The sequence below is a fragment of the Lysobacter yangpyeongensis genome (assembly GCF_042655745.1).
Taxonomy (GTDB): domain Bacteria; phylum Pseudomonadota; class Gammaproteobacteria; order Xanthomonadales; family Xanthomonadaceae; genus Agrilutibacter; species Agrilutibacter yangpyeongensis.
In genome coordinates, this window is the sequence record NZ_JBHSNM010000003.1 from 175,012 (window position 1) to 200,528 (window position 25,517).

Annotated in this window: 29 protein-coding genes; 21 read left to right on the plus strand and 8 right to left on the minus strand. The window is 67.5% G+C overall.

Annotation, left to right across the window (positions count from 1 at the left end; translation table 11 throughout):
- The first annotated feature begins 37 nt into the window (after nt 1-37).
- Nucleotides 38-517 carry an FKBP-type peptidyl-prolyl cis-trans isomerase gene (locus tag ACFPN1_RS11110; protein WP_386755045.1) on the plus strand — a complete coding sequence of 160 codons (480 nt, stop codon included), beginning with the start codon at nt 38-40 and terminating at the stop codon, nt 515-517.
- Between the two features lie 96 nt (nt 518-613).
- Here the strand turns inward: ACFPN1_RS11110 and ACFPN1_RS11115 are convergent, their stop codons facing one another.
- Together ACFPN1_RS11115 and ACFPN1_RS11120 are read right to left on the minus strand one after the other, a co-directional pair.
- Entirely contained in the window at nt 614-1,720 is a 1,107-nt protein-coding gene (locus ACFPN1_RS11115) for a M35 family metalloendopeptidase (protein ID WP_386755046.1), read from the minus strand.
- Nucleotides 1,721-1,804: 84 nt separating this feature from the next.
- Nucleotides 1,805-3,403, minus strand: a complete 1,599-nt coding sequence (locus ACFPN1_RS11120; RefSeq protein WP_386755047.1) for a M4 family metallopeptidase — start codon at nt 3,401-3,403, stop codon at nt 1,805-1,807.
- Between the two features lie 266 nt (nt 3,404-3,669).
- Between ACFPN1_RS11120 and ACFPN1_RS11125 the strand changes: the two genes are divergently transcribed.
- From ACFPN1_RS11125 to ACFPN1_RS11135, 3 genes are read left to right on the plus strand one after another with little or no spacing between them, the layout of a single operon-like run.
- Nucleotides 3,670-4,926: an NAD(P)/FAD-dependent oxidoreductase gene (locus tag ACFPN1_RS11125; protein ID WP_386755048.1), complete on the plus strand. Its 1,257-nt coding sequence runs from the start codon at nt 3,670-3,672 to the stop codon at nt 4,924-4,926.
- A 5-nt stretch (nt 4,927-4,931) separates the two neighbouring features.
- Complete coding sequence (gene hutG / locus ACFPN1_RS11130) at nt 4,932-5,714, plus strand: N-formylglutamate deformylase (protein ID WP_386755049.1); 783 nt, start codon at nt 4,932-4,934, stop codon at nt 5,712-5,714.
- On the plus strand, nt 5,711-5,887 hold the full coding sequence (locus tag ACFPN1_RS11135) for a hypothetical protein (protein ID WP_386755051.1): 177 nt from the start codon (nt 5,711-5,713) through the stop codon (nt 5,885-5,887). Before hutG ends, ACFPN1_RS11135 begins: the two co-directional genes overlap by 4 nt.
- 116 nt (nt 5,888-6,003) lie before the next feature.
- Here ACFPN1_RS11135 and parE read toward each other — a convergent pair whose 3' ends face one another.
- Complete coding sequence (gene parE / locus ACFPN1_RS11140; protein WP_386755052.1) at nt 6,004-7,893, minus strand: DNA topoisomerase IV subunit B; 1,890 nt, start codon at nt 7,891-7,893, stop codon at nt 6,004-6,006.
- A gap of 28 nt (nt 7,894-7,921) precedes the next feature.
- Nucleotides 7,922-8,620 carry a hypothetical protein gene (locus tag ACFPN1_RS11145; RefSeq protein ID WP_386755053.1) on the minus strand — a complete coding sequence of 233 codons (699 nt, stop codon included), beginning with the start codon at nt 8,618-8,620 and terminating at the stop codon, nt 7,922-7,924.
- Between the two features lie 231 nt (nt 8,621-8,851).
- Here ACFPN1_RS11145 and ACFPN1_RS11150 point away from each other — a divergent pair, with 231 nt between their 5' ends.
- The 10 genes from ACFPN1_RS11150 to ACFPN1_RS11195 all read left to right on the plus strand — a co-directional run bounded on the left by ACFPN1_RS11150 (nt 8,852) and on the right by ACFPN1_RS11195 (nt 16,819).
- Entirely contained in the window at nt 8,852-9,403 is a 552-nt protein-coding gene (locus ACFPN1_RS11150; protein WP_386755054.1) for a hypothetical protein, read from the plus strand.
- A gap of 103 nt (nt 9,404-9,506) precedes the next feature.
- Nucleotides 9,507-9,764, plus strand: coding sequence for a hypothetical protein (locus ACFPN1_RS11155; RefSeq protein ID WP_386755055.1), 258 nt, complete (start codon nt 9,507-9,509; stop codon nt 9,762-9,764).
- A gap of 175 nt (nt 9,765-9,939) precedes the next feature.
- The gene (locus ACFPN1_RS11160) at nt 9,940-11,607 is read left to right on the plus strand and encodes a CTP synthase (RefSeq protein WP_386755256.1); all 1,668 of its coding nucleotides are present in this window, start codon (nt 9,940-9,942) and stop codon (nt 11,605-11,607) included.
- Nucleotides 11,604-12,437 (plus strand): 3-deoxy-8-phosphooctulonate synthase, encoded by an 834-nt coding sequence (kdsA, locus tag ACFPN1_RS11165; RefSeq protein WP_386755056.1) that lies wholly within the window; start codon nt 11,604-11,606, stop codon nt 12,435-12,437. Before ACFPN1_RS11160 ends, kdsA begins: the two co-directional genes overlap by 4 nt.
- An 85-nt stretch (nt 12,438-12,522) precedes the next feature.
- Complete coding sequence (gene eno / locus ACFPN1_RS11170) at nt 12,523-13,809, plus strand: phosphopyruvate hydratase (RefSeq protein WP_386755057.1); 1,287 nt, start codon at nt 12,523-12,525, stop codon at nt 13,807-13,809.
- 15 nt (nt 13,810-13,824) lie between these two features.
- The gene (ftsB, locus tag ACFPN1_RS11175) at nt 13,825-14,175 is read left to right on the plus strand and encodes a cell division protein FtsB (RefSeq protein WP_386755058.1); all 351 of its coding nucleotides are present in this window, start codon (nt 13,825-13,827) and stop codon (nt 14,173-14,175) included.
- 2 nt (nt 14,176-14,177) lie between these two features.
- Nucleotides 14,178-14,873 (plus strand): 2-C-methyl-D-erythritol 4-phosphate cytidylyltransferase, encoded by a 696-nt coding sequence (gene ispD / locus ACFPN1_RS11180; protein ID WP_386755060.1) that lies wholly within the window; start codon nt 14,178-14,180, stop codon nt 14,871-14,873.
- A gap of 43 nt (nt 14,874-14,916) precedes the next feature.
- Entirely contained in the window at nt 14,917-15,396 is a 480-nt protein-coding gene (gene ispF, locus ACFPN1_RS11185; RefSeq protein ID WP_386755061.1) for a 2-C-methyl-D-erythritol 2,4-cyclodiphosphate synthase, read from the plus strand.
- Nucleotides 15,393-16,460: a tRNA pseudouridine(13) synthase TruD gene (gene truD, locus ACFPN1_RS11190; RefSeq protein WP_386755062.1), complete on the plus strand. Its 1,068-nt coding sequence runs from the start codon at nt 15,393-15,395 to the stop codon at nt 16,458-16,460. The genes ispF and truD overlap by 4 nt, the downstream gene beginning before the upstream one ends.
- 134 nt (nt 16,461-16,594) lie before the next feature.
- Entirely contained in the window at nt 16,595-16,819 is a 225-nt protein-coding gene (locus ACFPN1_RS11195; RefSeq protein ID WP_386755063.1) for a hypothetical protein, read from the plus strand.
- A 50-nt stretch (nt 16,820-16,869) separates the two neighbouring features.
- On the opposite strand, the gene ACFPN1_RS11200 is transcribed toward ACFPN1_RS11195, so the two are convergent.
- Nucleotides 16,870-17,436 (minus strand): Smr/MutS family protein, encoded by a 567-nt coding sequence (locus ACFPN1_RS11200; protein WP_417498525.1) that lies wholly within the window; start codon nt 17,434-17,436, stop codon nt 16,870-16,872.
- 117 nt (nt 17,437-17,553) lie between these two features.
- Here ACFPN1_RS11200 and surE point away from each other — a divergent pair, with 117 nt between their 5' ends.
- From surE to ACFPN1_RS11225, 5 genes are read left to right on the plus strand one after another with little or no spacing between them, the layout of a single operon-like run.
- Entirely contained in the window at nt 17,554-18,333 is a 780-nt protein-coding gene (surE, locus tag ACFPN1_RS11205; protein ID WP_386755065.1) for a 5'/3'-nucleotidase SurE, read from the plus strand.
- Nucleotides 18,330-19,007 carry a protein-L-isoaspartate(D-aspartate) O-methyltransferase gene (locus ACFPN1_RS11210; RefSeq protein WP_386755066.1) on the plus strand — a complete coding sequence of 226 codons (678 nt, stop codon included), beginning with the start codon at nt 18,330-18,332 and terminating at the stop codon, nt 19,005-19,007. Before surE ends, ACFPN1_RS11210 begins: the two co-directional genes overlap by 4 nt.
- Nucleotides 19,004-19,621 (plus strand): YqaA family protein, encoded by a 618-nt coding sequence (locus tag ACFPN1_RS11215; RefSeq protein WP_386755067.1) that lies wholly within the window; start codon nt 19,004-19,006, stop codon nt 19,619-19,621. Before ACFPN1_RS11210 ends, ACFPN1_RS11215 begins: the two co-directional genes overlap by 4 nt.
- The gene (locus ACFPN1_RS11220; protein ID WP_386755068.1) at nt 19,618-20,436 is read left to right on the plus strand and encodes a peptidoglycan DD-metalloendopeptidase family protein; all 819 of its coding nucleotides are present in this window, start codon (nt 19,618-19,620) and stop codon (nt 20,434-20,436) included. Before ACFPN1_RS11215 ends, ACFPN1_RS11220 begins: the two co-directional genes overlap by 4 nt.
- The gene (locus ACFPN1_RS11225; protein ID WP_386755070.1) at nt 20,433-21,314 is read left to right on the plus strand and encodes an endonuclease/exonuclease/phosphatase family protein; all 882 of its coding nucleotides are present in this window, start codon (nt 20,433-20,435) and stop codon (nt 21,312-21,314) included. Before ACFPN1_RS11220 ends, ACFPN1_RS11225 begins: the two co-directional genes overlap by 4 nt.
- On the opposite strand, the gene ACFPN1_RS11230 is transcribed toward ACFPN1_RS11225, so the two are convergent.
- From ACFPN1_RS11230 to yhbY, 3 genes are all read right to left on the minus strand, one after another.
- Nucleotides 21,311-21,802 carry a D-Ala-D-Ala carboxypeptidase family metallohydrolase gene (locus ACFPN1_RS11230; protein WP_386755071.1) on the minus strand — a complete coding sequence of 164 codons (492 nt, stop codon included), beginning with the start codon at nt 21,800-21,802 and terminating at the stop codon, nt 21,311-21,313. The two genes, ACFPN1_RS11225 and ACFPN1_RS11230, sit on opposite strands and share 4 nt — an antisense overlap.
- Nucleotides 21,803-21,913: 111 nt before the next feature.
- Nucleotides 21,914-22,288, minus strand: a complete 375-nt coding sequence (locus ACFPN1_RS11235; RefSeq protein ID WP_386755072.1) for an Mth938-like domain-containing protein — start codon at nt 22,286-22,288, stop codon at nt 21,914-21,916.
- Nucleotides 22,289-22,301: 13 nt separating this feature from the next.
- A complete protein-coding gene (gene yhbY / locus ACFPN1_RS11240) occupies nt 22,302-22,601 on the minus strand; it encodes a ribosome assembly RNA-binding protein YhbY (protein ID WP_386755257.1) in 300 nt (99 codons plus the stop codon).
- Nucleotides 22,602-22,754: 153 nt separating this feature from the next.
- Between yhbY and rlmE the strand changes: the two genes are divergently transcribed.
- A complete protein-coding gene (gene rlmE, locus ACFPN1_RS11245) occupies nt 22,755-23,387 on the plus strand; it encodes a 23S rRNA (uridine(2552)-2'-O)-methyltransferase RlmE (RefSeq protein ID WP_386755074.1) in 633 nt (210 codons plus the stop codon).
- 159 nt (nt 23,388-23,546) lie between these two features.
- A complete protein-coding gene (ftsH, locus tag ACFPN1_RS11250; RefSeq protein WP_386755075.1) occupies nt 23,547-25,466 on the plus strand; it encodes an ATP-dependent zinc metalloprotease FtsH in 1,920 nt (639 codons plus the stop codon).
- Nucleotides 25,467-25,517 lie beyond the last annotated feature (51 nt).

Sequence of the window (25,517 nt, forward strand, 5' to 3'; positions counted from 1 at the left end):
CTCCGGCCGCCGCCGCGGCCCACTACCGAGTCACGCAATGAAGATCGAGAAAGACCGCGTCGTCAGCTTCCACTACACCGTCAGCGAACAGGGCCAGGAGCCGCTGGAAAGCTCCTTCGGCCGTGATCCGCTGGTGATCCTGGTCGGCCACGGCAACATCATCCCGGGCCTGGAGCAGGCGATGGAAGGCAAGGCCGCCGGCGACAAGTTCGAAGTCGACGTCGCCGCCGCCGATGCCTACGGCGAAAAGCGCGACGGCCTGAGCCAGCGCATCCCGAAGAAGCATTTCGGCAACCAGCGCCTCGAGCCCGGCATGCAGGTGATCCTGCAGACCAACTTCGGCCCGCGCGCGGTGACCATCCAGAAGGTCGGCATGAGCGTGGTCGACGTCGACCTCAACCACCCGATGGCGGGCAAGGACCTGCACTTCGCGATCGAGATCGCCGACGTGCGCGAGGCCTCCGCGGAAGAAATCGAGCACGGGCACGTGCACGGCGAAGGCGGTCATCACCACTGATGAGTCGCGGCGGTGTCGGGTTCGCTACCCGCGCCGCAGACCCGAAAGAAAACGGCCCGCCGAAGCGGGCCGTTTTCGTTGGTGCGAGGACTTGCCTCAGTTCTGGAACGGGTTGTTCTCGGCGAAGTACTCGTGGTTGTCGGCGTTGTCCAGGGCCGAGGCCGGATCGGAGATGGCCAGGCTCTTGGCGCCCGACTGGCCGTAGACATGGTCGTCGGTGCCGGCCACCACGTTGAAGTGGCTCATTTCGTGGATCAGCGTGCCGGCCTTGGAGTCGGTGCCGGTCAGCGGCGCATTCCAGAACGCGCGGCAGACGAAGATCTCGTACGGCCGGGTCGGATACACGTAGGCGTAGTAGCTCTGGTTGCAGCCGCAGTTGATCTTCACCTGGCCGGCGTTCTGGTCGATCGCCGAATCGATGGCGGCGAAGTGCTGGCCGGCGGTACTCCAGCGCGAGCTGGTGTAGGCGCCGAACCACGTCGTGTAGCGCGGGCCCGCGCTGCCGGCGAGATAACCCTTGCCGTTCTCGGCGTACTTGCGGGCCTCGACGACGGCCTGGCCGGCACCGTTGATCTGCGTGTTCGAGCAGCCGACATACGAGACGCCGTTGACGACCGTGCCGCCGCTGCCGCCGCCGCCCGGCTTGCCCTTGCCGGCCGTCGGCGCCTTGGCTTCCAGCATATCGCTGCCATCGACCCACAGGCGCAGCGGCACCGAGCGGATGGCCATCGGGACGCCGTTGGCGTTCTTCAGCATTTCGCCATTCGACAGCGAGGCGTGCTGCAGGGGCGAGGCAAGCGTGACGACGTACTCGCCGCTCTTCGACATGTCGTAGCTGCCCGACAGGTCGACGGTGGTGCGCAGCGTTTCACCGGCGCGCAGGATGGCGAAGTCGGCCGCATTGGGCAGGCCGCGCTTGATCATCGGACCCTGGTACTGCACCGGCTGGCCGTCGCGGCTGACCTGGAACAGCTTGGCTTCGAGGAAGTCCGACGGCAGTTCCCACTTCGGCACGCGGACCGTGTGGTTGCTGGTGTTGGTGATGGTGACATCGACCGAGCCGAGGAAGCCGCCGCTGGAGGCCTGCGCAGCGACCAGACTGACGCGCAGCGGGTTGGCACGGGTGGACGGCTGGGCGGACGCGGCAGCGGCGACGGCGCCGGCGAGAACGGCAGAGCAGGACACGACGTTGATCAGCTTCATTCCATTTCCTCTGGGTGGACGGGGGATGACGGCGATCGGAAGGGGAACGGCCCGCGTGCGCGGGCCGTTCCTGTTGCTTCCGGATCAGTTGACGCCCGCTGCGCTCCAGGCGCGGGCAACGGCGCTGTATTCGGCCGAATTCAGGCCGTACAGGTCCTTGGCGGCGTTCAGCGTGGCCGTGCGCGCCTGCGGATAGGTCGTGCTGGAGGTGAAGTACACGTCCATCGCGCGATACCAGATCGCCGCGGTCTTGGCGCGGCCGATGCCGGCGATTGCGGTGTCGCCGTTGCACACCAGCGACGAGGCCGTCAGGTTGTAGCTCGTGCCCGCGCCGAAGCCGGCCGGCACCACGGCGCCTTCCGACAGCAGGTAGGCGAAGCGGTTGGCGACGCCCGAGGTGTAGTGGGGATCATCGTTGCGCCTGAAGCCCTTCTTCGGATAGCAGACGTACGAGCCGCCATCGAGGTTCTGCTTGAACATCTGGCGCAGGGCCTTGGTGCCGTTCGGGTTGGAGATGTAGATCTCCTCGCCGATCAGCCAGTCGCCCGGATCGTTGGCGTTGTTGACCGAGAACTCGACCATCGTGCCCATGATGTCGGACGAGGCTTCGTTCAGGCCGCCGGCATCCATCGAATAGGCCAGGCCGTTGACCGCGGCGGTCACGCCGTGGGTCATCTCGTGACCGGCGACGTCGAGCGCGACCAGCGGACGGTAGGTCACGCCATCGCCATCGCCGTAGCGCATGCAGAAGCAGCCGTCGCTCCACGAGGCGTTGACCCAGTTGGTGCCCACGTGCACGAGGCTCTTGGCGCCCACGCCGTCGTTCTTGATGCCGCTGCGGCCGAAGGTGTTCTTGTAGTAGTCCCAGGTCGCCGCCACGCCGTAGTGCGCGTCGGCCGCGGCGGTGGCGCGGTCGGAGTTGCTGCCGTTGCCCCAGACGTTGTCGGCATCGATGTACTGCGTGCCGGTGGTCGACGTGGTCGCGCCGTTGTGGTTGTCCAGCGTGTAGCCGTTGCCGCGCGTGGTGTCCTTCAGCTCGTAACCGCCGGTCACCGAGTTGGTGTCGAGGGTCACCGTGCCCAGGGTCAGCGTGTTGCCGGTGCCCACGGCCGCGGCCGTATGCACGTTGTCCCAACCGTCGAGGATCTGGCCGTTGCGCGCATCGACGAAGTACCGCATCTCGGTCGGGGTCTGGTCGGCCTTGGTGCCGTTCATGCGCACTTCGTAAGCCAGCACCGGCTGCGCGCCGCGGGCGTAGATCACCAGACTCGCGGTCGGCACGCCGCGGAAGCCCGGGCCGAACTCGGCGCCGGCTTCGACGATCGCCTGGTCGGCGCTGATCTGCGGGACGAGGTCCGGACGGCCGCGGGTCTTGAGGGTCAGCGTCGCCGAAGTGAACCGGCCGTTCTTGGAATGCACCACCACGTCGCCGCCGATCACCGGCAAGCCGCGGTAGGAGCGGTCGAAGCGGACATGCTCGGAACCGTCGCGGTCGACCACGACGTTTTTGACGGCGAAGGCATCGGCATCGGCGCGCTGCACGCTGGCAGCGGCGTTGCCGTCGATCAGCCCGCGCGCGCGCAGGGCGGCGGGCGAGTCGGACTTGGCGGCGAAGGCGGGAGCGGAGGCGGAAACAGCGGCGAGCGCGGCCAGCACGGCCGTGCTGAGGAGACGGACTTGCATTGAAAAATTACCCCTGTCGAGAGATGGACCGGACGAATCCGGGACTGCGCACATACACTTCCCGCACCCGGTACGGCGGTTCGAGAAGTGAGGTAGGCGACCAGTCCGGACTGCGGCCCATGCAGCACGGCGGGTGGTGAAGCGCGGGCATTAGGTGCGACTTTGCCGAACCTGTCATGACGCGGCGCAGCAAGCGCTGTGGAAAACGGTTGCAATGCGACCGGGTGCTACGAATTCCTCGGCTTTCCAGGTGAAATCAGACGCCAATGCGCAAAAACAATGATGTCGTGATCGTGGGGGCGGGCGTGGTGGGCCTGGCCAGTGCGCTCGCCCTGCTGGAAGCCGGGCGTTCGGTGTGCGTCATCGATGCCGGCCGGATCGGCGGCGGCGCCTCGCATGGCAACTGCGGCACCATCACGCCCAGTCACGCGCCACCGCTGGCGGCGCCGGGCATGGTCGGCGTGGCCCTGCGCTGGATGCTCACGCCGGATGCGCCGCTCTACATCAAGCCGCGCGTGGATCCCTCGCTGTGGCGCTGGCTGCTGGGATTCGCCGCGCGCTGCAATCCGGCCGACTGGCGCCGCAGCGCGATAGCCAAGGGCGCGCTGCTCAACGATTCGCGCGCGCGGCTGGGGCAATGGGTACGCGACTACGCGCTGGAGTGCGAATTCGCCGAAGCCGGCGTGGATTACGTCTTCCGCGACGCGCGTGCGTTCGCCGCCGAACAGCATGAAATCCCGTTGATGCGCGAGCTGGGCGTCGCGGTCGAGGCCATCGACGGCAGCCGCTACGAATCGCTGGAACCCGCGCTGAAGTCCGGCATTGCCGGTGCGATGCGCTTCGATGGCGATGCGGTGCTGCGGCCGGATCGCTACGTGGACGAACTCGCGCGACTGGTGCGCGAGCGGGGCGGGGAGATCGTCGAACACTGCGCGTTCGAGTCCGTCGAATCCGCTTCCGACGGCGCAACACTGCAGACGTCGCAGGGCACCATGCAGGCCCGCGACGTGTTGTTCGCTCTCGGGGCGTGGTCGCCGAAACAGGCCGCTGCGATCGGTTTTCCGGCGCTGCGCCGCGCGATGCAGCCCGGCAAGGGCTACTCGATCACCTACTCGGCGCCGTCGCTGGTGCCGCGCCGCCCGATCGTGCTGCGCGAGCGCTCCGTGTGCGTCACTGCCTGGGGCAGCGGCTTCCGCCTGGGCAGCACCATGGAGTTCTCCGGTTACGACGACACGCTCAACGAAAAGCGCCTGGCGGCGCTGGAGCGCGGCGCCGCCGAATACCTGCGCCGGCCGGTCGGGCCCGAAGTGCGCGAGAAGTGGTACGGATGGCGCCCCATGTGTATCGACGACGTGCCGCTGATCGGTCGCGTCCCCGCGCGCGACGGACTGTGGCTCGCGACCGGCCACGGCATGATGGGCGTCAGCATGAGCGCCGCCACCGGCCAGCTCGTTGCCGACTTGCTCACCGGCCGCGACCCCGCCGTGGATCCCGCACCGTATCGACCCGAACGCTTCCTCTGAACCCCATGACCGACATCTTCGAACTGCAGCGCGGCACCGCGCCGCTGCTGGTGAGCCTGCCGCACAACGGCAGCGAGATTCCCGTGGCATTGCAGCAGCGCATGGTGGAGCGAGCGCGCCTGGCGCCCGACACCGACTGGCATGTCGCGCGCCTGTACGCCTTCGCGCGCGAACTGGGTGCGTCGATGCTGGTGCCGCGCTATTCGCGTTATGTCGTCGATCTCAACCGTCCGCCGGACGACACGTCGCTGTATCCCGGGCAGAACACCACGGGTCTGTGCCCCGCCGTGCAGTTCACCGGCGCGCCGGTGTATCTGGAAGGCCAGGCGCCGTCGGCGGACGAGATCGCGGCGCGCGTGGAAACCTACTGGCGTCCATACCACGAAGCGCTGCAGGCGGAACTCGCGCGCCTGCATGCGGCGCACGGCCAGGTGCTGCTGTGGGAAGGCCATTCGATCAAGGGCAGCGATCTGGAATTCCTGTTCCCGGGGCGCCTGCCGGACTTCAACGTCGGCACTTCCGGCGGCGCCAGCTGTTCGCCGCAGCGCCAGGCCCGCGTGGAGGCCGCGCTTGCCGCGCAGTCGCGCTACGACTTCGTCGTCAATGGGCGCTTCAAGGGTGGTTACATCACGCGCCACTATGCGGATCCCGCGCGCGGAATCGACGCGATCCAGCTCGAGATCAGCCAGCGCATCTACATGGACGAGGAAACGTTCGACTACGAACCGGACAAGGCCGCCGGCGCACAGGCCGCGATCCGATCCCTGCTGGAGGCAGCACTGGCATGACGCACCTCACCGCACGAAAACCGGCCCCAAGGCGCGGTGGTTACCTGTTCGCCGTGGCGACGCTGCTCCTGGCGGCCGTCGCGGCGTGCTGGGCGTTGACCGCGTTGTTCCCTTACGAACTGCACCAGGTCTGGTACTGGTTGCTGGCGAGGTTCCAGGCGCTCACGTCCTAGCCTGTGTCGCGCCATTTTCGGCGCGGCGACATTGCAGGCCGCAAGTGCGGAGTCGGCGCGCGATATCACCGGGTCGCGGGCATGGCCCGCTCCAACGAAGGGGCGGGTAACGCCGGTCAGACTTCCAGGGTTGCGAGGTCGCCCTTCGTTTCGAGCCAGGTCTTGCGGTCGCTGGCGCGCTTTTTCGCCAGCAGCATGTCCATCAGCGCATGCGTTTCGACGTTGTCGTCGACGGTGAGCTGCACCAGCCGGCGCGTGTCCGGGTGGATGGTCGATTCGCGCAGCTGCGCCGGGTTCATTTCGCCCAGGCCCTTGAAGCGGGTGACGTTGACCTGGCCGCGGACTTTCTCGCGCTCGATCTTCTCCAGCAGGATGCGCTTCTCTTCCTCGTCGAGCGCGTAGAACACCTGCTTGCCCACGTCGACGCGGAACAGCGGCGGCATCGCCACGAACACGTGCCCGGCATTCACCAGCGCCGGGAAGTGCTTCACGAACAGCGCGGACAGCAGCGTGGCGATGTGCAGGCCGTCCGAGTCCGCGTCGGCGAGGATGATCACTTTGCCGTAGCGCAGGCCGGAGATGTCGTCCTTGCCCGGGTCGCAGCCGATCGCCACGGCGAGGTCGTGCACTTCCTGCGAGGCGAGCACGCTGCCCGATGCGACTTCCCAGGTGTTGAGGATCTTGCCGCGCAGCGGAAGGATGGCCTGGAAGTCCTTGTCGCGCGCCTGCTTGGCGCTGCCGCCAGCCGAATCGCCTTCGACGAGGAACAATTCGGTGCGCGACAAATCCTGCGACGTGCAGTCGGCGAGCTTGCCGGGCAGGGCGGGGCCCTGCGTGACCTTCTTGCGGACGATCTGCTTTTCGGTCTTCAGGCGCGCGGCGGCGCGTTCGATGGCGAGCTGCGCGATCTTCTCGCCCAGGTCGGTGTGCTGGTTGAGCCACAGCGAGAACGCGTCGTGCGCGGCGCTCTCGACGAAGCCCGCGGCCTGGCGCGACGACAGCCGCTCCTTGGTCTGGCCGCTGAACTGCGGGTCGGTCATCTTCACCGACAGCACGAACGACACGCGGTCCCACACGTCTTCCGGCGCCAGTTTCACGCCGCGCGGCAGCAGGTTGCGGAAGTCGCAGAACTCGCGCAGCGCGTCGGTAAAGCCGGTGCGCAGGCCGTTGACGTGGGTGCCGTGCTGCGCGGTCGGGATCAGGTTGACGTAGCTTTCCTGCACCAGTTCGCCTTCTGGCAGCCAGGCGACGGCCCAGTCGGCGACTTCGGTGTCCTTCTTCAGCGAGCCGACGAACAGCTCGGGCGGCAGCACCTCGATGCCGGCGAGCTCGCCCTTGAGGTAGTCGCGCAGGCCGTCCTCGTACATCCACTCGTGCTTCTCGCCGGTGCCTTCGTCGTACAGCTTCACCGTGAGGCCGGGGCAGAGCACCGCTTTCGCGCGCAGCAGGTGCTTGAGCGCGCGCAGGTTGAACTTCGGCGTATCGAAGTACTTCGCATCGGGCCAGAAGCGCAGACGCGTGCCGGTGTTCTTCTTGCCGACGGTGCCGACGACCTCGAGTTTCGAGGCACGGTCGCCGTCCCTGAAACTCATCTTGTACTCGTTGCCTTCGCGCTTGATGAAGACGTCGACGTGCTTCGACAGTGCATTGACCACGCTCACGCCCACACCGTGCAGGCCACCGGAGAAGGTGTAGTTCTTGTTGCTGAACTTGCCACCTGCGTGCAGGCGCGTGAGGATCAGCTCGACGCCCGGGATCTTCTCTTCAGGATGAATGTCCACCGGCATGCCGCGGCCATCGTCGGCGACTTCGCAGCTGCCGTCGTTGTAGAGCGTGACCTCGATCGAGCGTGCATGGCCCGCGAGCGCCTCGTCCACCGCGTTGTCGATGACTTCCTGCGCGAGGTGGTTCGGCCGCGCGGTGTCGGTGTACATGCCGGGGCGGCGCTTGACGGGGTCAAGGCCGGAGAGGACTTCGATATCGGCGGCGTTGTAGCGGGAACTCATCGGAAGGCGGTGCGGATGGCGAGGACGTTCAAGGAGCCGCCGTCAACGGGGCGCCGGTGTATGGATTGAAATTGTAGCTGCCGGGGAAGCTTTCGCCGGTGTCCGCGTCGATTCGCGAGGCCAGCAGACTGCCCAGTGGCAAGCGGAAACGATGCGCGGTTTCGTCGATCTGCACGGTAAACAAGCCATTATCCATTGCGTCGGCGATGCGCTTGCCGTCGCTGCCCTTGCCGGGAAATACGAACAGCGCCAGGTTGTCGCCCACTTCGCCCGCGGTCTGCTTGATGAAGGGTTGCAGGATCGCGATCAGCCTCGACATCTTCTTGTCGAGCTTGTCGGCCGGGATCGGCGCATAGCTGTGGCCGGTGGCGTCGACGATGCGCAGTTTGCCGCGCAGATCCTGCTCGCTGGTGTAGGTGTTGCCCAGCGTTCCTACCGTGCCCTGCAATGCCGCCACGACGGTGTACTGCCCGAACACCGAGACGATCTCGCGGCTGCCTTTCTCGTCGGCCTTGTTCTGTGCCAGCGAGGCTTCCACGTACTGAACGGGCAGCCAGAGCACCATCTCGATCGAGTCGCCGGAAGCATCGACCCGCATCACGTCGCGAAGCAGCTCGCCGACCTTGATCCTGTCGGGCGCCAGTGGTGCAGCGGCGGATGCAGCAAACGCGGCCGGACACCAGGCGAGGACGATGCTCAGCGTGAGCGCGAAAAGGCGTCTGGACATGGTTCGTTTCCCCCAAAGAGGCCGCGAGCATGGCGACCCGGTCCGGAGCGGTCAAGCGTGAACGAGGCGTGCTTCGTGGGCGGGGCGTGCTTTCGTGGGCGGGGCGTGCTCGTGGGTGTTAATCCCCATGGCCGAATTCAGGAGCGAGTCGGCGCCGCCTGCCTACGGTCCGGGCGTCGCCATCCGCGACGCCGCGGGCGACCGCGGTTCCCCCGAATGCAGGAGAGCAGCATGCGCAAGATTCTTTCGATCGCGATCGTGGCAGGTGCCCTGTTCGCCCCGACGAGCTGGGCCCAGGTGGCCGTTGGCATCGGTGGTGGCGGCAATGTCGGCGTGAACATGAATTCCATAGGCGTCGGTGCTCGCGGCGATGCGGGCATCGATGCTCGCCGCGCCCGCAGTGATGCGCGGAAGCGTGCCGGTGCCCGCGACGCCGTCGCGGGGACAGGCGATGGCGTCGCGCAGACCAGCGGCGACGTGCGCGAGACCGCGCGCGCCGGCGCGCAGGCAGCGACCAGCGCCAGCGCACAGGCCGCCGAGTCAGTCGATGGCAGCGCGCAGGCGACTGCGAATCCGGCACTCGAAGCGGCCGGCGCTGCGACGGCGTCGGGCGAAGTCGCCGCGTCGGGCCGGAGCGACGCAGTCGGCCTGCAGGGCGAGGCCGAGGGAGCGGCCGGGATCGATGCGCGCGAGCAACACGACGCGGCCGGTTCGGCCGAAGACAAGCCGGAACGCGAAAAGGCAGGGCGGGAAAGGACGCGCCGTGACGAGCAGCGGCGCTGAGGCGGAGTCTTCTTGCGAGGGGCGCCATTCAGTCCCGGGCATGGCCTCATGCCGTATGGTGGCGCCCGCTGCAGCGGTCCTGCAGCGCACCGGGAGATCCGACATGACCATCCGCAAGCTGCTGCTTCCGACCCTGATCGCCGCCGCACTGGCCGCGCCCGTCGCATTCGCCCAGAAGGCGCAGACGGCCGACAAGGCCGACGACGCCAAGGCCACGGCGCCCGCGACCCGCAAGGCCGAGGACAGCGCAAAGGCGGATGCGGCCAAGGCCGAGCGCAAGGGCAGGAAGGACGAGAAGGCCAGGTCCGGCAAGAAGAACGCCGGCGAACAGCCCGACGAGCCCGAAGAACGCGGCCACTGACGCTGCCAGCATGGTGTCCGGAAGCGCCCCGCATGTCGGGGCGCTTCCTTTTTGCGCCGGTCGCTCGGGGCGAGTGGAGGCGCCGGGATCGCCGCGTCAAGCTCGCCCGGGCGGTCACCAGTCGGTAAACTATGGCTTTCCGGGAGCCCGCTTCCCCATGACCCCCCAAAATTCCATAACGCCGCTCGTCTTCGTCACTGGCGGTGTGGTGTCTTCGCTTGGCAAGGGCATTGCGGCCGCATCGCTGGCCGCCATCCTCGAAGCACGCGGTCTGCGCGTGACGATGATGAAGCTCGACCCCTACATCAACGTCGATCCCGGCACGATGAGCCCGTTCCAGCACGGTGAGGTCTACGTCACCGACGACGGCGCCGAAACCGACCTGGACCTGGGCCACTACGAGCGCTACCTGCGCGTGCGCCTGTCCGGCAAGAACTCGATCACCACCGGCAAGATCTACGAATCGGTCATCCGCAAGGAGCGCCGCGGCGACTACCTGGGCGGCACCGTGCAGGTCATCCCGCACATCACCGACGAGATCAAGCGCCGCATCGACGAGGCCACGGCCGGCTTCGACGTGGCCCTGGTCGAGATCGGCGGCACCGTCGGCGACATCGAGTCGTTGCCGTTCCTCGAAGCGATCCGCCAGATCCGCACCGAGCGCGGCCCGGACAAGGCGCTGTTCATGCACCTCACCCTGGTGCCGTTCATCGCCGCCGCCGGCGAGCTCAAGACCAAGCCGACCCAGCACTCGGTGAAAGAGCTGCGTTCGATCGGTATCCAGCCCGACATCCTGCTGTGCCGCAGCGAGCAGGAACTGCCCGACGGCGAACGCCGCAAGATCGCGCTGTTCACCAACGTGTCCGAAAAGGCCGTCATTTCGGCGGTCGACCTGGACAACATCTACAAGATTCCGATGTGGCTGCACCAGCAGGGCCTGGACCAGATCGTGGTCGAGCGCCTGCGCCTGGAAGGCAAGGCGAAGCCGGAAGCCGACCTGTCGGAGTGGAACGCCGTCGTCGATGCCGCCGAGCATCCGGTCGACGTCGTGACCATCGCGGTCGTCGGCAAGTACATCGATCACCAGGATGCGTACAAGTCGCTGGCCGAAGCGCTCAAGCACGGCGGTTTGCGCCAGCGCACGAAGGTGAAGCTGAAGTGGCTCGAATCCACCGACATCGAGCAGCACGGCGGCAAGGTGCTGGAAGGCGTCGACGGCATCCTGGTGCCGGGTGGCTTCGGCGATCGCGGTTTCGAGGGCAAGGTGCTCACCGCGCAGTACGCACGCGAGCACGGCATCCCCTACTTCGGCATCTGCTACGGCATGCAGGCCGCGGTGGTCGATTATGCACGCCACGTGCTCGGCCTCAGCGACGCCAACAGCACCGAGAACAACAAGCAGTCGCAGCATCCGGTCATCGGACTGATCACCGAATGGCGCACCGCCAGTGGCGACGTCGAGCGCCGCAGCGAGGATTCGGACCTGGGCGGCACCATGCGCCTGGGCCTGCAGGACCAGCGCATCAAGCCGGGCACGCTCGCCCGCGAGCTGTACGGTAAGGACGTGGTCGGTGAACGCCACCGCCATCGCTACGAATTCAACAACCGCTATCTCAACCAGCTGGAAAACGCCGGCCTGGTGATCAGCGCCAAGTCGATGGACGAAACGCTGGTGGAGATGGTCGAACTGCCGCGTTCGAAGCATCCCTGGTTCCTGGCCTGCCAGGCGCACCCGGAGTTCCTGTCCACGCCGCGCGACGGCCATCCGCTGTTCATCGGCTTCATCCGCGCCGCGCGCGAGCACAAGGCGGGCGGTCGCCTGCTGAAGGAAGCCACGGCATGAAGCTTTGCGGATTCGAGATCGGCCTCGACAAGCCCTTTTTCCTGATCGCCGGCCCCTGCGTCATCGAGTCGATGCAGTTGCAGCTCGACACTGCCGGCACGCTGAAGGAAATCACCTCAGAGCTCGGCATCAACTTCATCTTCAAGTCGAGTTTCGACAAGGCCAACCGCACTTCCGTCTCCGGCTTCCGCGGTCCGGGCATGGAAGAGGGCCTGAAGGTGTTGTCCGAGGTGAAGCGCCAGCTCGGCCTGCCGGTACTCACCGACGTGCACGAATACACGCCGATGGACGAAGTCGCGAGCGTGGTCGATGTGTTGCAGACGCCGGCCTTCCTGTGCCGCCAGACCGATTTCATCCAGAACGTGGCCCGCGCCGGCAAGCCGGTGAACATCAAGAAGGGCCAGTTCCTGTCGCCGTGGGAAATGAAGCACGTCGCCGAGAAGGCGCTGGCCACCGGCAACACCGACATCATGGTCTGCGAGCGCGGCGCCAGCTTCGGTTACAACAACCTGGTGAGCGACATGCGCTCGCTCAGCGTGATGCGCGATACCGGTTGTCCGGTGGTGTTCGACGCCACGCATTCCGTGCAGCTGCCCGGCGGTGCCGGCGGCAAGAGCGGCGGCCAGCGCGAATTCGTGCCGGTACTGTCGCGCGCGGCGATGGCGGTGGGCATCAGCGGCATCTTCATGGAGACCCATCCCAGGCCGGAAGAAGCGCTCAGCGACGGCCCGAATGCGTGGCCGCTGCCGAAGATGCGCGCCCTGCTGGAAACGCTGCTCGAGATCGACCGCATCACCAAGAAGAACGGTTTCCTCGAAGCTTCCGTGTAGGCGGGTTTCAACCCGCCGTTCGCCGGCTCATGAAGCGGTGGGTCGAAACCCGCCATACAGATTTCCTGACAAACCCATCAGACCGATGACCACGATCGCCAAAGTCCACGCCCGCGAGATTCTCGACAGCCGCGGCAATCCCACCCTGGAAGCCGAAGTCACCCTGAGCGACGGCAGCTTCGGCCGCGCGGCCGTGCCCTCGGGCGCGTCGACGGGCACCAAGGAAGCCGTCGAACTGCGCGACGGCGACAAGACCCGCTACCTGGGCAAGGGCGTGCGCAAGGCCGTGGACAACGTCAACACCACGATCGCCACGGCGCTCGCCGGCCTGGATGCGTCCGACCAGACCGCGATCGACAAGCGCCTGATCGACCTCGACGGCACCGAGAACAAGGGCCGCCTGGGCGCCAACGCGCTGCTCGGCGTCTCGATGGCGAATGCGCATGCCGTGGCCGCGTCGAAGAAGCTGCCGCTGTGGCAGTACCTCGCACACGGCCGCCAGGCCGTGCTCCCGGTGCCGATGATGAACATCATCAACGGTGGCGCGCACGCCGACAACAACGTGGACCTGCAGGAATTCATGATCCTGCCGGTGGGCGTGGCCAGCTTCTCCGAGGCGCTGCGCGCGGGCACCGAGGTGTTCCATGCACTCAAGTCGGTGCTGAAGGGCCGTGGCCTGAGCACGGCGGTCGGCGACGAAGGCGGCTTCGCGCCGGACCTGCGTTCGAACGAGGAAGCGCTGGAAACCATCCTCGAAGCGATCGGCAAGGCCGGTTACAAGGCGGGCGAGGACATCCTGCTCGGCCTCGACGTGGCCTCGAGCGAGTTCTTCGAGAACGGCAAGTACAACCTCACCGGCGAAGGCAAGCGCCTGACCAGCGAGCAGTTCGTCGACTTCCTCGCCAACTGGTGCGCGCAGTACCCGATCGTGACTATCGAGGACGGCATGTCCGAGCACGACTGGGCCGGCTGGAAGCAGCTCACCGACCGCATCGGCAACACTGTGCAGCTGGTCGGCGACGATCTGTTCGTCACCAATCCGAAGATCTTCAAGGAAGGCATCGAGCAGGGCGTGGCCAACGCCATCCTGATCAAGGTGAACCAGATCGGCACGCTGACCGAAACGCTCGAAGCCATCGCCATGGCCGATGCGGCGAAGTACGCGGCGATCGTGTCGCATCGTTCCGGCGAAACCGAGGACACGACCATCGCCGACATCGCCGTGGCCACCACCGCGACGCAGATCAAGACCGGCTCGCTGTGCCGCAGCGACCGCGTGGCCAAGTACAACCAGCTGCTGCGCATCGAGGAGCAACTCGGCAATGTCGCGCGGTACGCGGGCCGCGATGCGTTCGTGTCGCTGAAGCGCTGAGACCGGACTCCGACGATGCGGTGGCAACCGCTGCGTATCGGTCCGCTGATGCTGGTAGCGCTGCTCGCGCTGCTGGCATTCCTGCAGTACCGGTTGTGGTGGGGCGAGGGTGGTCGCCGTTCCGTGGCGGCGCTGCAGGCGCAGGTGGAACAGCAGCGTCACGAGAACGAGGGCCTGGCCCAGCGCAATGCCGCGCTGGCGGCCGAAGTCGAGGACCTCAAGTCCGGTGAAGCCGCGGTGGAAGAGCGTGCGCGCAGCGAGCTGGGCATGATCAAGCCCGGCGAAACCTTCTACCGAGTGGTCGAGCCGCAGTCGCCTGCGGAACCCGGGGCCGATGCGACGGAACCCGACGAGGCGAAGCCCTGAGCATGGCTGGTGCACACGGCATCTGGGCGGTCATTCCCGCCGCCGGTAGCGGCAAACGCTTCGGCGGCGAAGTTCCCAAGCAGTACCTGGAAATCGCCGGGCGCCCGCTGATCGCACACGCGCTCGACGCGCTGCTCGCGCACCCGGCGGTGGAAGGGGCCGTGGTGGCGATCGCCGCGAACGACGAACGCTGGCCGGGCTGGACCTCGCGATGCGGCAAGCTGCTGCTGCGCTGCACGGGCGGCGCCGAACGCGCGGATTCGGTGCTGGCCGCCCTGCGCGCGTTGCCGGCCGCCGTTGCCGGCGATGACCTGGTGCTCGTGCACGACGCGGCGCGACCGAACCTGCGCCAGGACGACATCGCGCGCCTGATCGCGGCCGCTTCGCAACACCCCGATGGCGCCCTGCTGGCGGCACCGGTCCGCGATACGCTCAAGCGCGCCGATGCGCATGCGTGCGTGCTGGCGACGGCACCGCGCGATGGCCTGTGGCGCGCGCTGACGCCGCAGGCCTTTCGCCGCGCCGCGCTGACGTCCGCACTGGAGCGCGCGCGCGTCGATGGCGTGGTCGTCACGGACGAAGCGATGGCGATGGAACGCATGGGCGCGAAGCCCATGCTCGTCGAAGGCCGCGAGGACAATCTCAAGGTCACCACGCCCGCCGACCTGGCGCTGGCCACCTACCTGCTTTCGCTTTGACGCGTAACCGATCCGGCGCCGGCTGCGCCGTGGGGCATCGAACATGAACATCCGCATCGGCCAGGGTTTCGACGTGCACGCCTTCGGCGAAGGCGACCATGTCGTCCTCGGTGGTGTACGCATCGCGCACGATCGTGGCGTCGTCGCCCATTCCGACGGCGACGTGGTGATCCACGCATTGTGCGACGCCATGCTCGGCGCGCTGGCGCTGGGCGACATCGGCCAGCACTTTCCGCCCGGCGATCCGCAATGGAGAGGCGCCGACAGCCGCGCGTTCCTGCGCCGCTGCAACGAAATGCTCGCCGAGCGCGGCTGGAAGGTCGGCAACGCCGACATGACCGTGATCTGCGAGCGACCCAGAGTCGGACCGCACGCAGCGGCGATGCGCGAACGGATCACCGCCGACCTGGAGCTCGCGCCGGATGCGGTGAGCATCAAGGCGACCACCAGCGAAAAGCTCGGCTTTACCGGCCGCGGCGAAGGCATCGCCGCGCAGGCAGTGGTCCTGCTGGTCGCGCGATGAGCGGGCTGAGCGAGATGGATGCAACTTCTCCCCAAGCCTTGCCGCGTGCGCACGGCCCGGCGGTGCTTTCCGCGCGCATGCGCGCCGTGCCGGAAGATTTCTTCGTCGAGGAACTGCCCGCATTCGCTCCCAGCGGCAGCGGCGAACACCTGCTGCTGACCATCGAAAAGCGCGGGATGAACACCGTATACGCGGCGCGCCGCATCGCGCAGTGGGCGCGCGTAACCGAGGCCGCCGTGAGCTATGCCGGCCTGAAGGACCGCCACGCGATCACTCGCCAGCGCTTCAGCGTGCATCTGCCGAAGAAGATTGCTCCCGATCTCGCCGCGCTCGATGGCAGTGACATGCGCGTAGTCGAGCACACCTGGCACGCACGCAAGCTGCCCCGCGGCGCGCTGGCGGGGAACCGCTTCGTGCTGGTGCTGCGTAATGTCGAAGGCGACCGCGCCGCTGCCGAAGCGCGCCTGCACGCGATCGGCGCGCGCGGCGTGCCCAACTATTTCGGCGTACAGCGATTCGGGCGCGACGGCGACAACGTCGCGCAGGCGCTGGCGATGTTCGCGGGCCGGCGCGTTCGCCGCGAAGAGCGCACCCTGCTGTTGTCCGCGGCGCGCTCGGAACTGTTCAACCGCGTGCTCGCGGCGCGTGTGCGCGGCGGCACCTGGGACCAGCCCCTGGAGGGAGAAATCTGGTCGCTGGACGGCAGTCGCAGCGTGTTCGGGCCCGAGCCGTTCAGCGACGCGCTGGCGCAGCGACTCGCGGCGTTCGACATCCATCCGAGCGGCCCGTTGTGGGGACGCGGCGAGCTGCGCAGTCGCGATGCCGCAGCGGCACTGGAACGTGCGGCCATGGCAGGGGAAACGGCGGTCGCCCTGCAACGTGGGCTGGAAGCCGCCGGCATGGAACAGGAGCGGCGCGCGCTGCGCCTGCGCCCGACCGAACTGGCCTGGCGATGGCTTGCGGACGACGCCGCGCTGGAGCTGTCCTTCGCCCTGCCGCCGGGGAGTTACGCCACCTCGGTATTGGCAGAACTTGGCGAAGTCAGCTCGGCCGTGGCGACCTGACGACCGCTCGTCGGAAAGGCATTGCCTACACTGGCTGCCGCAGGTCGGCGGCGTATAAGCCGGAAGTGCAACCGGCGCATGGCCGGGGCCGCTCTTGCGGCAGGCGCAGGGGCGCATCGACTGGAGATGCCGTCATGAAACTTCGCATGGCTGTGTTGTCCGCTTCAGTGGTCTTCCTGGCCGCGTGCGCAAGCAGCGGCGGGACCGCCAGCTACGCTCCCGAAGCGAAGACCTATGCCCAGACACGACTCGACACCGACGATGCCTACATGGCCCGCGTCGAAGCTGCTGCGCGTCGTCGCGGCATCGATCTGACCTGGGTGAATCCGCCGCGGAAGATCGTCGCGAAGCAGGAGTGAATCGCTGCGCCGCAGGTTCTCCCTGTCCTGGGCGCGCCGTTCCGGCGTGATCAGGCAGGGCGAAGCCGGCGCGGCGCCAGCAGTACCAGCACGGCTCCAGTGCCGCCCTGGGCCGGCGGCGCGGAGTGGAACGCCAGGACGTCTGCGCGCTGACGCAGCAGGCGATCGACCAGATTCTTGAGAACGGGTGCGTCGCGGCCGGTGAAGGGGACCGATCCGCCGCCGTGCAGCCCCTTGCCGTGGACGATCCGCACGCATCCCACGTCGTGTTCGCGGGCGTGCGTGATGAACGCGCGCAGCAAGGCCTCGGCCTCGCGCGCATCGGCGCCATGCAGATCCAACTCCTCCTGCACCGCGATCTCGCCGCGGCGCAGGCGCTGCAGCGTCCGCGGCGGCAGCGTTTCGCGACGATAGGAAACCACGTCGCCGGCCTCGAGCAGGCTGGCATCGAGCGCATGGCGGAATTCCTCGCGCGCCGCTGCCTCGTCGCGCTCGGCCATGCGCGCCCGTGGTTTCGGCTTCGGTGCAGTCGGTGGCGGCGTTGCGTCGCGCAGGCGCCGCACCGGCCCGACGGCGGAGCGGAAGAGTTCGGAGTCGTCGTCTTCGTCGGACATCATGGGGCGAGCGTAACGCGCCGCGCGGCGCGTGTGCCGCGCGAGTCATGCGCGGCGCCGGCCGGCAACGGCCATCGGCTATCATGGCCGCTCCGCTCCAAATCCGCGATTTCCCGATAGATGCGCGTTCTGGTCAGCAACGACGACGGTGTCGACGCCCCCGGTATCAAGGTTCTGGCCGCCAGGCTTCGCGCCGCCGGCCATGAAGTCGTGGTGGTCGCGCCCGATCGCGATCGCTCCGGTGCCAGCAACTCGCTCACCCTGGACATGCCCGTGCGGGTGGTCCAGCAGGACGCCGCGACCTGGCGCGTGTTCGGCACGCCGACCGACTGCGTCCACGTGGCCATCACCGGCATGCTCGAGGCCGAACCCGACATCGTGGTCTCCGGCATCAACAACACCGCCAACCTCGGCGATGACGTCATCTACTCGGGCACCGTGGCCGCTGCGATGGAAGGCCGCTTCCTCGGATTGCCGGCGGTGGCAGTGTCGCTGGTGACGAGCGATCACCAGGGACGCCATTACGAGACCGCGGCGCAGGCCGTCGTCGAGATCATCGCGCGCCTGGTCGCCGACCCGCTGCCGGCCGACACCATCCTCAACGTCAACGTGCCGGACCTGCCGTGGGACGAACTGGCCGGCTTCGAGGCCACGCGCCTGGGCAACCGGCATCGCGCCGAGCCATGCATTCCACAGCGCGATCCGCGCGGCCGGCAGTGGTGGTGGATCGGTTCCGCGGGTCCGGAAGCGGATTCCGGCGTGGGTACCGATTTCCACGCGGTGCGCAATGGCCACATTTCGATCACGCCGATCCAGGTCGACCTGACGCGCTACACCGCGCTGGAACACGTGGCCAGCTGGGTCACCGGTCTCGCCGCGTCCACCGGGAAGGCCGCATGATGATGCGCATGAAGCTTCAGCCCCAGGCCATCGGCACCGGCATGACCTCGCAGCGCGTGCGCGACCGGCTGGTCGATCGCCTGCGTGAGGCCGGCATCCGCGACGAGCGCGTGCTGAACGCGATCCGCACCGTGCCGCGCCACCTCTTCGTCGACGAAGCGCTCGCGACCCGCGCCTACGAAGACACCGCGTTGCCGATCGGTCACGGCCAGACGATCTCGCAGCCGTGGGTCGTCGCGAAGATGACCGAGGCGCTGCTCGAAGGCGCGCCGACGAAGGTGCTGGAAATCGGCACCGGTTCCGGTTATCAGGCCGCTGTGCTCGCGGCACTTGGACTGGAAGTGCACACGGTCGAGCGCATCGGCGAACTGCTGCGCACGGCGCGCAAGCGCTTCCGCACGCTGGGCCTCAACATCCGCAGCAAGCACGACGACGGCCGCATCGGCTGGCCGGAGAACGGCCCCTTCGACGCGATCATGGTGACGGCCGCCGCGCCCGCGCTGGTCGACGCCCTCACCGCGCAGCTGGCGCCCGGCGGCAACCTCATCGCACCGGTCGGCGGCGCGTCCTCGCAATCGCTGATGAAGCTGCACAAGAACGCCGAGGGCGGGATCGTGCAGGAGTCGCTGGCGCCGGTGGTGTTCGTGCCGCTGCTTTCGGGAATGATCGATTGAAGCTCTTCGGTCCGCTCTACGACCGCACCCTGGGCTGGGCGCGCCATCGCCATGCGCCGGCTTACCTGACCCTCCTCAGCTTCTTCGAGGCGATCATCTTTCCGGTGATGCCGGAGGTGATGCTCGCGCCGATGTGCGTGGGCCAGCCGAAGCGGGGATTCTGGTTCGCGACGCTGAGCCTGGCCGGCTCCATGGCCGGGGCCGTGGTCGGCTACGCGCTGGGACACTACGCGTTCGAGGCGATCAAGCCGTTGTTCGCCGCGCTGGGGATGCTGGACGCCATCGAATCGGGGATCCGCATCGTGCAGGCGAAGATGGCCGAATCGCCGTGGGCGGTGTTCACCTTCCTCGTCCTCGGCGGCTTCATGCCGATTCCGATGAAGGTGTTCACGTGGGCGTCGGGGATCGTCGGCGTTCCCATGCTGCAATACATGCTCAGCATGCTGATCGGCCGGGGCAAGCGCGTCTTCCTGCTCGCGGCGGTGATCCGCATCGGCGGCCCGCGGGCGGAAGCCGCGTTGCGCCGTTACATCGAACCCGTGGGCTGGATCGCGACCGTGCTGCTGCTCGCGCTGGTCGCCTGGCTGGTATGGAAGGCACGACAGGGCGTATGACCATCAAACGCATCGCATTCTTCGTTACCGCGGCCGTCGCACTGGCCGCCTGCACCAGCACCGTGGTGCGCACGAGCGGCGCCACGAGGACGACCGCGGCGGCACCGCGTGTGTCCACGCCGAAGTTCGGTGTCACCGTGCGCGTGGAACGCGGGGAAACGCTGTACGGCATCGCGTTCCGCAACGGCATCGACGTCCGCGACCTGGCGGCATGGAACGGCATCGGCGCCCCGTACACCATCTATCCCGGGCAGATCCTGCGGCTGTATCCGCGCCGCGGCACGACGGCGGCGACGCGACCCGCGACGACCCCACCGCGTCCGGCCACCACGCCGCCGACGCAACCGGCGACCAGCCAGACGGCTCCGGACCGCCCGGTCGCAACCAGGCCCACGACGCCGCCGGTCACTACACCACCGCCACCGGCGCCTGCGCCTGCCAGCGATATCCGCTGGCGCTGGCCCGCGGAAGGCACGCTGCTGAACCGCTTCGTGGCAGGAGAACCGACGAAGCAGGGCATCGACATCACCGGCGACGGCGGTACTCCGGTCAACGCCGCGGCCGATGGCGTCGTGGTGTATTCCGGTTCGGGCCTGGTCGGCTACGGCGAGCTCGTGATCATCAAGCACAGCGACGCCTGGCTTTCCGCGTACGGGCACAACCGCGCGCGCATGGTCAACGAAGGCGCGATCGTCAAGGCCGGCCAGCAGATCGCCGTGATGGGCCGCACCGGCGCGCCGCGCGACATGCTGCATTTCGAGATCCGCTACAACGGCAAACCGGTCGATCCGTTGCTGTACCTGCCGAAGCGATGAGCGGCGGGCGCGCCTGCGACGGTTTCCGCCGGATGCAGTGGGGCGCGCTGCTGGTGGCGCTCCTGGTCGTCGGACTGTCCGCATGCCGCAGTGCCGGCAGTGCCGATCGCGTCGATGTGGAGGCGACGATGGACGTGGTGACGCTCAACCTCTGGCACGACCGCGAGGACTGGCCGCGGCGTGAAGCGCTGATCGCAAGCGAACTCGAACGGCTGGCCCCGGACGTGGTCCTCCTGCAGGAAGTTCTGCAGGACAAGGGGCTGCCGAACCAGGCGGAGACGCTGGCACGACGCCTGGGATATGCGTGGCATTTCGTGTCCGTCGATCCGCCCGACCGGGCGCGGCGCTACGGCAATGCGATCCTCACCCGCGAATCGCCCGTTGCGCGCGGCGAAAAGGCGTTGCGACCCATGGACGACTACCGCATCGCGGGTTGGGTGCGCACTGCGGTGCATGGCCGGCCGGTGAACATCTACGTCGTCCACCTGAATTTCACCGATGCCAGCGGCGCGATACGCACGCAACAGATTGCCGACCTGCAGTCCTTCATCGAAGCAACGCGCGGCGATGCGCCGGTGATGCTGGCCGGCGACTTCAACACACGCGGCGACAGTCCCGAACTGGCGCCGCTGCGCGAACGCTACGACGACGCGTATGCCTACCTGCACGGCCCGGCCGACGATGCCCGCCCGGAGCGCGTCACGCTCAATCCGAAGTACCACGAGCGCCCGCAGCGCATCGACCTGATCTTTGCCCAGCGCGACCGACTGCTCCCGCTGGAGTCGCGCCGCATCCTCGACCAGCCCGACGCCGACGGCACCTGGCCTTCGGATCATTTCGGGACATGGGCGCGGCTGCGCTTCGCCGCGACCCGCTAGGAATCCGTTCGCCCGGCGTCGCGCAGGCACAGCGAAGTCGAACGATGGTGGTCGTAGCCCCAGGTGCGAAACCCCGCCGTGTCGACGTGGATCCGATTCGACGAGTAGAAGCCGAGGCCAAATTTCACGTGCGGGCCAGACTCGCGCCAGAAGCGACACAATCGCTCCCCGTCGTCGTCCGCAGGTTCGATATCGAAGTCGATGGCGGCATTGTCCAGGTGGCGGCTTCGCAAGCTGCCGCCCTCGCAACGATTGAACGACTCGCTGCGCCAGCCCGATGCCACGTGCGGAGCGCGGAGCAGTCCCCGGCGTTGCAGATCGCGCACCAGCACCAGCGTTGCCACCATGCGCGGCCAGAGTTCGCGCGGTGGCACGCTGAATTCGTCGACACGACAGTGCCGCCAGCGACGTCCGGTGCGCAGCAGTTCCCGCGTGGCAAGAATGCCGTCGACACCCTGGCTGCGCAGATAGGTTTCATAGGCCCGCACCTCATCGCGCGGGCCAGCGGAGAGCCAGTACTCGTAACGATCCGTGGCGGATCGGGAACAGCCAGCAGCACCAGCAGCGCAGCGGCCAGAGGACGCATGCACTTCGCTCCGTCAGGGCGAAAGTACGAAACCCGCCACCACGCGTCGCTCTTCGCTGGCCAGCACGTTGAACGTGCGCGCGGCGGCGGCGTTGTTCATGACCTCGATGCCGATGCCGCGGCTCATGCAGGCCGCCATCACCGCGGCGGGCGGAAAGACCTGGCTGGCGCCGGTGCCGAGCAGGACGACTTCCGGATCCAGCGCCAGCAAGGGCTCCAGATCGGCGGGCGCGAGGGCCCGGGCATCGGCGACCGCCCAGTCTTCGATCAGGCGATCGGGTGCAACCACGAAACTCCGGTCCAGCCGGCGATCGTTGACCAGGGCCCGGCTGCCATCGGCGCCGCGCAGCAGGAATTCGTGGTCGGGATGTTCGAGGTTGAGCTGCATGCCGCGGTGCGATTCAGGCCCGCGGCAGGACGATCTGTCGCTTGTCGCGGCTCGGCCGGTAGAGCACGGCGGTGTGGCCGATGCGCTGCACCAGCGCGGCGCCCACGCGTTCGGCGATGGCGCCGATCATCGCGTCGCGCGCTTCGCGGTCCTCGGCGGCCACCTTCACCTTGATCAGTTCGTGATGCTCGAGTGCCAGGTCGATCTCGGCGATCAGGGCATCGGTGACGCCCTTGCCGCCCACCTGCAGCATCGCCCGCAGGTCGTGCGCCTGGCCGCGCAGGAAACGGGTCTGGGCGGCGGTCAGCGGCATCGCGGCGGACGGGGCCGACGCCCTGTCGGCATCGGCAACGTCCTGGCGGGACGTTCCGGAAGTGGGCTTGGGGTGCGCCATGGATGGCAAATGCGGGGGAGAAAACGGGCACGCAGGGTATCATGGCGCCCCCGTTCCCCGGCCGAGCGCCTCGTGGCCACCCGCAGCAAAAGCAGCCATCGCTGGCTCCAGGAACACTTTTCCGACCCGTTCGTGAAGAAGGCCCAGGCCGAGGGCCTGCGTTCGCGCGCCGCCTACAAGCTCGAGGAACTGGTCGAACGCGACCGCCTGCTCAAGCCCGGGATGGTGGTCGTCGACCTCGGCGCCGCGCCCGGTGGCTGGTCGCAGTGGGTGCGGCAGGCGCTGGGCGACAAGGGGCGCGTGATTGCTCTGGACATCCTCGACATGCCGGGCCTGGCCGGGGTCGAGTTCATTCACGGCGATTTCCGTGAAGACAGCGTACTCACCCGGCTGGAAGCCACTCTGGATGGCCAACTTGTGGACCTTGTCCTGTCCGACATGGCCCCCAATATGAGTGGCGTGGACGCGGTGGACCTGCCGCGGGCGATGCATCTGGCGGAACTGGCGATGGATTTCGCCGACCACCATCTGCGCGTCGGGGGCACGTTCCTGATCAAGCTGTTCCAGGGCGTCGGCTTCGACGACTACGTGCGTGAACTGCGCCGTCGCTACGCCAAGGTCGTGATCCGCAAGCCTGCGGCCTCGCGCAAGCGATCGCCGGAGGTCTATGCGCTGGCGCAGGGAAAGCTGGCGCAGATGAAGTGAACCTGTCCGCCAGGGCGGCAGATGCGCGAAGTGTCGGATGAAACCGGGACCTCGCCGCATTTTTCTGCGACCCTAGCAGGCCGGTTTTTTTCCGGGTTTCCATCGGTGCACCCACCGGTGTCTATTCAGGCTGGCACGGATCGCTGAACGGGCAAATCAATGAACGACCTCGCTAAAAACCTCCTGCTCTGGGTCATCGTCGCCGTCGTGCTGATGGTGGTGTTCCAGGCCTTCGGCCCGCGCACCGGCCTCGGGACGCCCGCGAGCGAGGTCAACTACTCCCAGTTCATCCGCGACGTCCAGGCCGACCGCATCAAGGCGGTCGAGTTCACCGAGGACACCAACCTCGCCGTGAACGCGCTGCAGTTCGAGCGCAAGGACGGCAGCAAGGGCAACGTCTACGGTCCCTCGGACGAGGACCTGGTCAACGACCTGGTCAACCACAACGTCGAGATCACCCGCAAGGCGCCCAGCTCCGGTCCGTCGTTCTGGTCGATCGTGTTCAACCTGTTGCCGATCCTGCTGATCGTGGGCTTCTGGATCTTCGTCATGCGGCAGATGCAGCAGGGCGGGAGCAAGGGCGCGATGAGCTTCGGCAAGTCGCGCGCGAAGATGCAGGGCGAGGACCAGGTGAAGGTCACCTTCGCCGACGTCGCCGGTTGCGACGAGGCCAAGGAAGAAGTGCAGGAGCTGGTCGAATTCCTGCGCGATCCGGGCAAGTTCCAGAAGCTCGGCGGCAAGATTCCGCGCGGTGTGCTGATGGTGGGCCCGCCGGGCACCGGCAAGACGCTGCTGGCGCGCGCGATCGCCGGTGAAGCGAAGGTGCCGTTCTTCTCGATCTCCGGTTCCGACTTCGTCGAGATGTTCGTCGGCGTCGGCGCCTCGCGCGTGCGCGACATGTTCGAGCAGGCGAAGAAGCATGCGCCGTGCATCATCTTCATCGACGAAATCGACGCGGTTGGCCGCCATCGCGGTGCGGGCCTGGGCGGCGGCCATGACGAGCGCGAGCAGACGCTCAACCAGCTGCTGGTCGAGATGGACGGTTTCGAGGGCGGCGAAGGCGTGATCGTGATCGCCGCGACCAACCGCCCCGATGTGCTCGATCCGGCGCTGCTGCGTCCGGGCCGTTTCGACCGCCAGGTCGTGGTCGGGCTGCCCGACGTGAAGGGCCGCGAGCAGATCCTGCGCGTGCACATGCGCAAGCTGCCGCTGGCCGACGACGTGGATCCGATGACGATCGCGCGCGGTACGCCGGGTTTCTCCGGCGCCGATCTGGCCAACCTGTGCAATGAAGCTGCGCTGTTCGCCGCGCGCGAGAACGCGAAGGAAGTGCGCATGGAGCACTTCGACCGTGCCCGCGACAAGATCCTGATGGGCACCGAGCGCCGTTCGATGGCGATGAGCGAGCAGGAAAAGAAGCTCACCGCCTACCACGAGGCCGGCCATGCCATCGTCGGTCGCGTCGTGCCCGAGCATGATCCGGTCTACAAGGTCACGATCATTCCGCGCGGCCGCGCGCTGGGCGTGACCATGTACCTGCCCGAGGGCGACAAGTACAGCTACAACAAGGTCGCGATCGAATCGCAGCTGTGCTCGCTGTACGGCGGCCGCGTCGCCGAAGAGCTGATCTTCGGCGCCGACAAGGTCACCACCGGTGCCTCCAACGACATCGAGCGTGCGACCAAGATGGCGCGCAACATGGTCACCAAGTGGGGCCTGTCGGACGAGCTCGGCCCGATCGCCTACGGCGAGGAGGAGGACGAGGTCTTCCTGGGTCGTTCGGTGACGCAGCACAAGAACGTCTCGAACGAGACCGCGCGCAGGATCGACGAAGTGGTGCGCGACATCCTCGACCGGGCCTACGCGCGCAGCACGCAGATCCTCAAGGACAACCTCGACAAGCTGCATTCGATGGCCGAGGCGCTGCTGCTGTACGAAACCATCGATGCCAAGCAGATCGACGCCATCATGGAAGGCCGCGAGCCGCCGCCGCCGGAAGGCTGGGGCAGGAACGGCAACGGCAAGCAGGCCGAAGCGCCGCCCTTGCCGCCGATCGGCGGGCCCGCGGCGCAGACCTGATCGCTTGCCGCTTCGAACCGGAAAGGCCAGAGTCCGCTCTGGCCTTTTCTT

Excerpts from the sequence above, each read along its gene's own strand:
- ACFPN1_RS11110 (WP_386755045.1), top strand. The coding sequence starts at position 38 with ATGAAGATCGAGAAAGACCGCGTCGTCAGCTTCCACTACACCGTCAGC.
- ACFPN1_RS11115 (WP_386755046.1), bottom strand. The coding sequence starts at position 1,720 with ATGAAGCTGATCAACGTCGTGTCCTGCTCTGCCGTTCTCGCCGGCGCC.
- ACFPN1_RS11120 (WP_386755047.1), bottom strand. The coding sequence starts at position 3,403 with ATGCAAGTCCGTCTCCTCAGCACGGCCGTGCTGGCCGCGCTCGCCGCT.
- ACFPN1_RS11125 (WP_386755048.1), top strand. The coding sequence starts at position 3,670 with ATGCGCAAAAACAATGATGTCGTGATCGTGGGGGCGGGCGTGGTGGGC.
- hutG (WP_386755049.1), top strand. The coding sequence starts at position 4,932 with ATGACCGACATCTTCGAACTGCAGCGCGGCACCGCGCCGCTGCTGGTG.
- ACFPN1_RS11135 (WP_386755051.1), top strand. The coding sequence starts at position 5,711 with ATGACGCACCTCACCGCACGAAAACCGGCCCCAAGGCGCGGTGGTTAC.
- parE (WP_386755052.1), bottom strand. The coding sequence starts at position 7,893 with ATGAGTTCCCGCTACAACGCCGCCGATATCGAAGTCCTCTCCGGCCTT.
- ACFPN1_RS11145 (WP_386755053.1), bottom strand. The coding sequence starts at position 8,620 with ATGTCCAGACGCCTTTTCGCGCTCACGCTGAGCATCGTCCTCGCCTGG.
- ACFPN1_RS11150 (WP_386755054.1), top strand. The coding sequence starts at position 8,852 with ATGCGCAAGATTCTTTCGATCGCGATCGTGGCAGGTGCCCTGTTCGCC.
- ACFPN1_RS11155 (WP_386755055.1), top strand. The coding sequence starts at position 9,507 with ATGACCATCCGCAAGCTGCTGCTTCCGACCCTGATCGCCGCCGCACTG.
- kdsA (WP_386755056.1), top strand. The coding sequence starts at position 11,604 with ATGAAGCTTTGCGGATTCGAGATCGGCCTCGACAAGCCCTTTTTCCTG.
- eno (WP_386755057.1), top strand. The coding sequence starts at position 12,523 with ATGACCACGATCGCCAAAGTCCACGCCCGCGAGATTCTCGACAGCCGC.
- ftsB (WP_386755058.1), top strand. The coding sequence starts at position 13,825 with ATGCGGTGGCAACCGCTGCGTATCGGTCCGCTGATGCTGGTAGCGCTG.
- ispD (WP_386755060.1), top strand. The coding sequence starts at position 14,178 with ATGGCTGGTGCACACGGCATCTGGGCGGTCATTCCCGCCGCCGGTAGC.
- ispF (WP_386755061.1), top strand. The coding sequence starts at position 14,917 with ATGAACATCCGCATCGGCCAGGGTTTCGACGTGCACGCCTTCGGCGAA.
- truD (WP_386755062.1), top strand. The coding sequence starts at position 15,393 with ATGAGCGGGCTGAGCGAGATGGATGCAACTTCTCCCCAAGCCTTGCCG.
- ACFPN1_RS11195 (WP_386755063.1), top strand. The coding sequence starts at position 16,595 with ATGAAACTTCGCATGGCTGTGTTGTCCGCTTCAGTGGTCTTCCTGGCC.
- ACFPN1_RS11200 (WP_417498525.1), bottom strand. The coding sequence starts at position 17,436 with ATGATGTCCGACGAAGACGACGACTCCGAACTCTTCCGCTCCGCCGTC.
- surE (WP_386755065.1), top strand. The coding sequence starts at position 17,554 with ATGCGCGTTCTGGTCAGCAACGACGACGGTGTCGACGCCCCCGGTATC.
- ACFPN1_RS11210 (WP_386755066.1), top strand. The coding sequence starts at position 18,330 with ATGATGATGCGCATGAAGCTTCAGCCCCAGGCCATCGGCACCGGCATG.
- ACFPN1_RS11220 (WP_386755068.1), top strand. The coding sequence starts at position 19,618 with ATGACCATCAAACGCATCGCATTCTTCGTTACCGCGGCCGTCGCACTG.
- ACFPN1_RS11225 (WP_386755070.1), top strand. The coding sequence starts at position 20,433 with ATGAGCGGCGGGCGCGCCTGCGACGGTTTCCGCCGGATGCAGTGGGGC.
- ACFPN1_RS11235 (WP_386755072.1), bottom strand. The coding sequence starts at position 22,288 with ATGCAGCTCAACCTCGAACATCCCGACCACGAATTCCTGCTGCGCGGC.
- yhbY (WP_386755257.1), bottom strand. The coding sequence starts at position 22,601 with ATGCCGCTGACCGCCGCCCAGACCCGTTTCCTGCGCGGCCAGGCGCAC.
- ftsH (WP_386755075.1), top strand. The coding sequence starts at position 23,547 with ATGAACGACCTCGCTAAAAACCTCCTGCTCTGGGTCATCGTCGCCGTC.